This is a genomic window from Pseudomonas yangonensis, from assembly GCF_009932725.1.
Classification (GTDB): domain Bacteria; phylum Pseudomonadota; class Gammaproteobacteria; order Pseudomonadales; family Pseudomonadaceae; genus Aquipseudomonas; species Aquipseudomonas yangonensis.
In genome coordinates this window covers 1-7,141 of the sequence record NZ_BLJU01000043.1, presented here as the reverse complement: position 1 = coordinate 7,141, position 7,141 = coordinate 1, and the positions used below count along the sequence as shown (strand labels likewise).

The window sequence follows — 7,141 nt, the reverse complement described above, 5'->3', positions numbered from 1 at the left end:
GCACCTGCACCTGCACCTGAAACGCCGGTGGCAGCAGCTGCCACTTCCGAACCGGCTCCGGTTGTCGAACCGGTCGCAGCTGCGCCTGCACCGGCGCCAGCCGAACCTGCGCCGCCTGCGGCAGTTGCCAGTGCGCCCAGTCCCGATTTCACCGTGGCGGGCTGGAAGCCTCCGGTACCCGGCGAGGTGCTGGCCAAGGCGAGTTTCCTGACCGAAGTAACCGACCAGAATGGCTGCCGCTTCCGTTTGTCGGTCAAGCTTGAAGATCCCGTGCAGAACGTACGCGCCGAGTCGCAGGGGGTGACCTGCGCTTCCGACGGCTACGCGCAGGGGCAGGGCAAGCTGACCGTTACGCGCAGCGACGGCGTTCGTTTGTACAGCTTCAACAATGGCGGGTTCCTTTCCGGGCTGGCAGTGTCCGGCAAGGTGCCTGACCTGCCGGTGGCAGGTTTTGACGACGACAACAATCTGCTGCTGTCGCTGCTCAGCGAGCCGGCCAGCAAGGTGCATTACCTGGTGCGCCTCGGGCGCAACTACAACGGCAGCTGGAGTGCCGACAGCGGCATTCTGTTGGCTCTGACCGAGAACCGTGAACTGTTCCGCGACGTCGACAGCATCCGGCGCACCATCGAGGTGGCCACGGCGCGCCTGGATCAGGTTGCGCCTGACCTGAGCCACCTGCGCTTCTACGCCATGCGCGATCTGGACCAGGGTCTGTTCAAGGGCGACCGAGATTTCTGGTTGTATGAAATCAATCTGGCGCGTCAGTACCGCACCCGCATCTGGGATTACAACCTGCAGAACGCCCAGAACTACCTGTTTGCTTTCGAGCGCAAGGAGGCCGAACAGCAGCGTCAGGCCGAGTTGCAGCGCCAACGGGAAGAGCAGCTGCAGCGTGAGCTGGCAGGCCGTCAGGCCGAGCAGCAATTGCAGCTGTACCGGCAATTGCGTCGCGAAAGCCGTAAGCCCGAGGAGCTGTATCAGCGTATCAGCCGTGACGCCAGCTACTCGCCAACTGGCGGTGGCAGCTACCTCAGCATGCTCAAGGGGGGGGCGGTCGACTACAGCCAGATCGTCTATCTCGGCGGCAAGACCGAGGGCGGCTGGGAAGTCGAGTACCCCTACCAGGCCGTGCTCAATACCGACGACAGCGAGCAGGAGGCCGATAAGGGCTGGTTCCTGGTCAAGGGTAAGGCGCGCCTGGATGGCGAGCGTCTGGATAAGCAGCAATTGCCTCTGACGCTGGTCACGGCCAGTTCCCTGCTTGCCTGCCAGGAAGATGAATGTGCCGATCTGCGCGATCCGTTGACGCTGCTGCGTCATGAAATCGGTGATCCGAACTGGACGGTCGAGGGTGCCAGGGACGTGATCAAACAAGCCTGGCCTGATCGGGCTGTCGAGCAAGGAGATGAGCAATGAACAAACGCCTCGTGGCAGTAGCCGGCGGCGCGGTGGTGCTGCTGGTGGCCGGTTATTGGGGCCTGAGTGCCCAGGCCGGGAAACGCGCGGAAAAGCGTCTGGAGGATTGGGCGTACGACATGGAGCTCGATGACAAACTGCACTGGCAGTCGGTTTCGTCCAGCCCCTTCGGTGGCCGTGTGACCATCCATGGCGTTGAGTTGGAAACCGGGCGTAACCAACCGGCGCTGCGTGTTGCCGAGCTGATCGTCAGCGATGCGCTTCAGGACGACGAGCGCAGCCGCATCCGTCTGCAGTTCAAGGGTATCGAGGCCGATGATTCGGCCTATGCCGATCTGCGTGGAATCGGTGCGCTGGCTGGTGGCGATGTAAGGCGCGCCATGCATGGCTTCGAGCCGGCGCTGAGCAGTGGCTTGCTGACCCTCAAGCCTTCCGACCTGGAGTTGTACGTCGACATCGATGACAAGGCCGGCACGTTGGAGAGCGAGCTGGCGGTGGACCTGCCAGAGCTGTTCGAGACGCGTATCAACTATCAGCTGAGCAACCAGCGCGGCCTCAACAAGCAGCTCAGCCGTTTGCAGGATGATCTGGCCGATGCCGACAACATCTTTCAGGCGCTGGGCCTGCTAGAGGGCGTGGGGCAAGGGCTGCAGCGTGCTGAGCTTGCCAGCGTGACGCTTGCCTTCAAGGACCGCGGCATGGTCAAGCGCAGCATCGCGTTGCAGCAGCGATACAACACGCCGCTCGATCCAACGGCCGGCAGTGCCGATGAGCAGCGCGAGCGCCATTACCAGCGGCATGTCGAACAAATGGTCAGCAACTGCCAGGCCGAGGACCTGGGGCGTTCGCTGGAGGACGCCTGCGAGCTGATGGGCGATGTGCTGCGCGGCGACGCGAAAGGCCTCGAGCTCAGCCTGAGGCCCGACAAGGTCCGGTTGGCCGACCTGGGCAAGATCAATAGCGAGCGCTCGGCCAAGCGACTGATCGAACGTCTGAATCCAAAACTCAGCAGCCTGTAATGGCTTGCCCTGCACGGTAATCCGTCATCAGCGTGGCCGGCCCGAGATATTCGGGCCGGCCACGTGCGCTGCGTTCGCGCAATACCATCAAGGATGTTGTTATGTCATACGATTTTGGCTCGCAATCACTGGGCATCGGTAATCCGTTCCGGATTGAAGGTGCGATGGTGGCTGCGCGTGGTTTGCTGGTCGTGCTGTTGGGTGTGTACTGCCTGTTCCAGGTCGCGGGCCTGGTCGATGCGCGCCGGGAGGTCGAAGGCTGGCTGCATGCCGGTTTTGGTCTGTCGTTGCTGGTCTGGGGCCTCGTAGGGCTCGGCGATGGCCTGCTCAAGGTGTTTCGCTTCTACGTCGGGCGCAACGTGCCTTCCAGCCTGGCGAAGAATCAGGCCGACGGTGAAGCGCGTCATCTTTTGACCTACACAGCAGAGCAGCTGCACGACATGCTCATGGGACGCAAGAACACAACGTTCAAGGAGCCGCAGAGCCTTTTCGCGCGTCTGGTTCATACGCTGGTGCCCAAGCTGATCTTCCTGCCGCCCACCTATCGTGGCTTGGCGGAGAACCTGTTGTTCGGCCTGTGCATGACCGTATTCATGCTGCTGACCTATGCGCTGGCCTGGTTCGCCGGCGCCAGCGGCCTGGCCCGTCTCAACGGTACACCGGTAATGGCCTGGCTCGGCTGCCTGCTGACGCTGTATCTGTTCAAACTCTGGTTCGGCATGCGCAATCCGCTGCAGCACTACAGCCGTGGCGATATGAACATAGGCCTGCCGCGTATCGGCCTGATCATCAGCCTGGCGATACTGTTGCCGGTGGCGCTGGTCTACGTGCACAGCCATGTGCACTCGATACCCACCCTGCCTGTGAACCCGACGCCGCTGCTGCTGACGGCGCTGTTCCTGGCTCTGCTGGCCTGTGGCCTGGGATTGTTCATGCTGCTGCAGCGCCTGCGCAGCGTCGACCCGCATACCGAGGTTTCCGAGCACCGCGACAACTGGCAGCGCAACCTGGTACCGCGTGAGCTGTTCATTCGCCTCGATGCGCATATTCTCGCCAACCGTCGTTACCAGGAGATCCCCAACCGGGTCTACCTGAAGTTCAACCCGGAAATGATGGAAGAGGGTGGTCAGGACAAGGGCTCGTTCAAGGGGCGAACGCTGGTCGAAACCCAGCCGGTGGTGCAATCGCTCGAACATACTGCGGCTTATCGCCTGGTACGTGGCATCGCCAGTGCTCTGGGCCAGCTTCTGCTGGCCGGTAGCGCGCTGTGGCTGGTGACATTGCTCGACGATCTGGCCAGGGTCGCCTACCGTCCCGAACTGCTCATGCAGCTGGGCTACCCCTTGCTGTTGTTGCTGTTCGGCCTGGTGATCAGCCGCATGAGCAACGTGTTCTGGGCTGAAATGCAGTTTCGCTCGCTGTTGCTCGACCTCTCGATCGAAGGCACCTACACCCAGTCCAAGCTTTCCACCGGGCAGAGCATCTACGACAGCACGCGCTCGGAAAACGTCGTGGTGCGCTCGACCATTACCCCGTGGTTTCTGCTCAGCACCTTGCTGACCAGCACCTTCGTGCGGCCGGGCAGCATGAATCTGGAGCAGTATCGCCATGTGCTGTCGTTCGAAAAGAGCGATGACACCTTGGCGGCCATCCTGTCTGAGTTGAACGATTTCTTCGAAAGCCGTGAAGCCATTGCCGGGGTGAACGAGGTGGATCTCAAATCGGCCAGCCAGATTTTCCAGATGAACGAGCAAACCCGTGCGCTTCAGCAAAGCGCTCCGGTTGCGCTGGAAAGGGAGCAGGCAGCCGGCTTCATCAACCAGCAGGCCGATACGCCCGTCAGTTGATGCGGCAACCTGGCAGATGGCGCGAGCCGCCATCTGCCATGGCTGCGGCCGCGGCGGCCACTCTGCTATGCTCGCCGCCATGAAAACGACACTGCCCCTTTGCCTCATCGCAGCGCTCGCGCACAACCGCGTGATTGGCCGCGACAACCAACTGCCCTGGCATCTGCCGGCGGATCTCAAGCACTTCAAGGCCCTGACTCTGGGCAAGCCGATCATCATGGGGCGCAAGACCTGGGATTCACTCGGTCGGCCGCTGCCGGGCCGGCTCAATCTTGTGGTCAGCCGCCAGCCTGGCCTGACCCTGGAAGGCGCCGAGGTGTTCGCGACTCTGGAAGCGGCCATCGAGCGTGCCGATGCCTGGGCGCGTGAAGAGGATGCCGGCGAACTGATGTTGATTGGTGGCGCGCAGCTCTACGAACTGGGCCTGGCTCAGGCCGAGCGTCTGTACCTGACGCGTGTGGGGCTCGATCCCGATGGTGACGCGTTCTTTCCGCAAATCGACGAGTCTGTCTGGCGCATGACGTCCAGCGTCGAGCATCCGGCCTCTGCCGAGACGCCGTTCTACGCCTTCGAGGTGTGGGACCGGCGCGGCGCATAACCATAACGACCCTTCCGGCCGTCTCTGCCGCCTGATCCCACCAGCGCGCGTGACGGCCATTGTCTTGCCTCTGCCGTAATTTCTTTGGTGAATGTTGCTGCAGGTATTTCGATGACTGATAAATCGCCCGTCGACGAGCGCCCGGGCGCCGTCGCTGCACTCTTCGTGCGCCACCCGCTGTGGGAGGATGCGCTGGCCTTGCTGTTCGGCACCGCCCTGGTTGCCCTGGGCATTGCCTTCTACACCCATGCCGGCCTATTGACCGGCGGCACCGTCGGCATCGCGTTTCTGGCCAACTATCAGGCTGGCTGGTCGCTCGGGCTGGTGTTCTGCCTGGTCAACCTGCCGTTCTACCTGCTCGGTATCTGGCGCATGGGCTGGGGCTTCACCTTGCGTACCGGCTGTGCGGTGTTGCTGGTTTCGCTGCTGGCCGAACTGACGCCGCACTGGGTCGCCTTCGCTCATCTCAGCGCGCTTTATGCTGCATTGTTCGGTGGGGCTGCGATGGGCCTGGGGTTGCTCATGCTGTTCCGCCATCGCGCCAGCCTGGGCGGGGTGAACATTCTCGCCCTGTACATGCAGGAGCGCTTCGGTCTGCGCGCGGGCGCGGTGCAGATGGCCATCGACGCGAGCATCGTGCTGGCGGCCATCTTCGTGGTGTCGCCAGACAAGGTGCTGCTCTCGGTGCTGGGGGCGGTGATGCTCAATCTGGTGCTGGCGATCAATCACCGGGCCGATCGTTACGTCGGCGTCAGTTGATCCCCGCAACGACCGAGGGGCTGCCCCGCTGGAGGCAGCCCCTCGTCGGGTTCGAGCGTCAGATCACTTCGGTGAACTGGATGATCTCCACCCAGTAGCCGTCCGGATCCTTGATGAAGGCGATGTCGCGCATGCGGCCGTCGGTCAGGCGTTTCTGGAAGTCCACGCCGAGGTCTTCGAAGCGCTGGCAGGCGGCCTTGATGTCCGGCACCGATACGCACAGGTGGCCGAAGCCGCGCGGGTCGCTGTTGCCGCTGTGGTAGGCAAAATCCGGGTCTTTCTCGGTGCCGTAGTTGTAGGTCAGCTCCAGCACGCCGGGGATGGACTTGCGCCACTGATGGCGGGCGGCCGGATCGGCCGGGATCTGCGACTTGTCAGCGATCAAGGCGAGGAAGTACAGGCTGAATTCGGCGTCGGGGAAGTCCTTCTTCTCCAGCAGGGTGAAGCCCAGCACGCGGGTGTAGAAGTCCAGGGATTTCTGCAGATCCTTCACGCGGATCATGGTGTGGTTGTAGACGAAGTCGGCTGTGGCGACGTCGGGCTTGGCGGTCACGCCGGGAATGGCGTTGAGCTCGTCGAGGGTCATGGGGTTCTCCATCAGGCGGGAAAAGGCTGTATTTACCTAGATGGATTCGGTGGCAACGTTTTTCAAGTATGTGGGGAAGCCTTTGCCAGCTCTGGCCAGGCAACGATGCAGGGGCGTTTGTAGGAGCGGCTTCAGCCGCGATTGAGGCGAAGAGGCGAAGAGGCGAAGCATCGCGGCTGAAGCCGCTCCTACGGCGAGGGTAGACAACGCTTCTTTTGTCCACCATTGGGGGGCAGGGCGGTGGACGGGTGAGGCGTCGTCCGCTCTACCGGGTTTCAGATCTGCAGCGTGATCAGCTCGGCCCTAAACTGGTCGCCTTCGATATGCAGGAGGCCCACGCCGACGGGTAGCTTGAAGCGTCGCGGGCCGGCGCTACCGGGGTTGAGGAAGAGCACGCCGTCGCGCTCTTCATGCAGCGGCTTGTGCGAATGCCCGGCGATTACCACGTCGATGCCTTCTGCCCTGGGATCGATGGCCAGTTGCTTGAGATCGTGCAGGACATAAAGGCTGACCGCGTCGAAGCGCAGGACCAATTGCTCTGGAATACCCTCTGCCCAGGCCTGGTCATCGTTGTTGCCGCGCACCACCGACAGCGGCGCGATGCGCTCCAACTCGGCAAGGATATGCGGCCCGCCGATATCGCCGGCATGGATCAGGTGGTCGACGCCCTGCAATGCCGCCAGCGCTTCGGGGCGGAGCAGGTTGTGGGTGTCGGCGATCAGGCCGATGCGCATGGAACTCTCCTTCAGCGAGCGAGAGACCAGCTTGCGGCCGAACACACGCCAATGCAAAACCCGAGTGCAAGAAAAAGCCCGGCACGGTGGCCGTAATACTGTTCACTTAAGGTGCTCGCGCTTGGCTCCCCTCTCCCATTTATGGGAGAGGGGTTGGGGGAGAGGGCCGAAAACACCGC

General features: G+C 62.6%; 7 protein-coding genes. 5 read left to right on the top strand and 2 right to left on the bottom strand.

Annotation, left to right across the window (positions count from 1 at the left end; genetic code table 11):
* The 5 genes from GYB81_RS23280 to GYB81_RS23260 form a co-directional block, all read left to right on the top strand.
* A partial coding sequence (locus tag GYB81_RS23280; RefSeq protein WP_161897964.1) for a thyroid transcription factor 1-associated protein 26 occupies positions 1 to 1,419 on the top strand: 1,419 nt, incomplete at its 5' end.
* The gene (locus GYB81_RS23275) at positions 1,416 to 2,438 is read left to right on the top strand and encodes a YdgA family protein (protein WP_161866093.1); all 1,023 of its coding nucleotides are present in this window, start codon (positions 1,416 to 1,418) and stop codon (positions 2,436 to 2,438) included. The genes GYB81_RS23280 and GYB81_RS23275, both read left to right, overlap by 4 nt.
* Before the next feature lie 101 nt (positions 2,439 to 2,539).
* Positions 2,540 to 4,285, top strand: coding sequence for a hypothetical protein (locus GYB81_RS23270; RefSeq protein ID WP_161866092.1), 1,746 nt, complete (start codon positions 2,540 to 2,542; stop codon positions 4,283 to 4,285).
* Positions 4,286 to 4,352: 67 nt separating this feature from the next.
* Positions 4,353 to 4,883 (top strand): dihydrofolate reductase, encoded by a 531-nt coding sequence (locus GYB81_RS23265; RefSeq protein WP_161866207.1) that lies wholly within the window; start codon positions 4,353 to 4,355, stop codon positions 4,881 to 4,883.
* A gap of 111 nt (positions 4,884 to 4,994) precedes the next feature.
* Positions 4,995 to 5,642, top strand: coding sequence for a YitT family protein (locus GYB81_RS23260; protein ID WP_161866091.1), 648 nt, complete (start codon positions 4,995 to 4,997; stop codon positions 5,640 to 5,642).
* A gap of 58 nt (positions 5,643 to 5,700) precedes the next feature.
* On the opposite strand, the gene gloA is transcribed toward GYB81_RS23260, so the two are convergent.
* Together gloA and GYB81_RS23250 are read right to left on the bottom strand one after the other, a co-directional pair.
* Complete coding sequence (gloA, locus tag GYB81_RS23255; RefSeq protein ID WP_161866090.1) at positions 5,701 to 6,228, bottom strand: lactoylglutathione lyase; 528 nt, start codon at positions 6,226 to 6,228, stop codon at positions 5,701 to 5,703.
* 275 nt (positions 6,229 to 6,503) lie between these two features.
* A complete protein-coding gene (locus GYB81_RS23250; RefSeq protein WP_161866089.1) occupies positions 6,504 to 6,962 on the bottom strand; it encodes a metallophosphoesterase family protein in 459 nt (152 codons plus the stop codon).
* Positions 6,963 to 7,141 lie beyond the last annotated feature (179 nt).

What these genes read in the sequence shown, in the direction of transcription:
- GYB81_RS23250 (WP_161866089.1), bottom strand. Translation starts at nt 6,962, where the DNA reads ATGCGCATCGGCCTGATCGCCGACACCCACAACCTGCTCCGCCCCGAA.
- GYB81_RS23270 (WP_161866092.1), top strand. Translation starts at nt 2,540, where the DNA reads ATGTCATACGATTTTGGCTCGCAATCACTGGGCATCGGTAATCCGTTC.
- GYB81_RS23265 (WP_161866207.1), top strand. Translation starts at nt 4,353, where the DNA reads ATGCTCGCCGCCATGAAAACGACACTGCCCCTTTGCCTCATCGCAGCG.
- gloA (WP_161866090.1), bottom strand. Translation starts at nt 6,228, where the DNA reads ATGACCCTCGACGAGCTCAACGCCATTCCCGGCGTGACCGCCAAGCCC.
- GYB81_RS23275 (WP_161866093.1), top strand. Translation starts at nt 1,416, where the DNA reads ATGAACAAACGCCTCGTGGCAGTAGCCGGCGGCGCGGTGGTGCTGCTG.
- GYB81_RS23260 (WP_161866091.1), top strand. Translation starts at nt 4,995, where the DNA reads ATGACTGATAAATCGCCCGTCGACGAGCGCCCGGGCGCCGTCGCTGCA.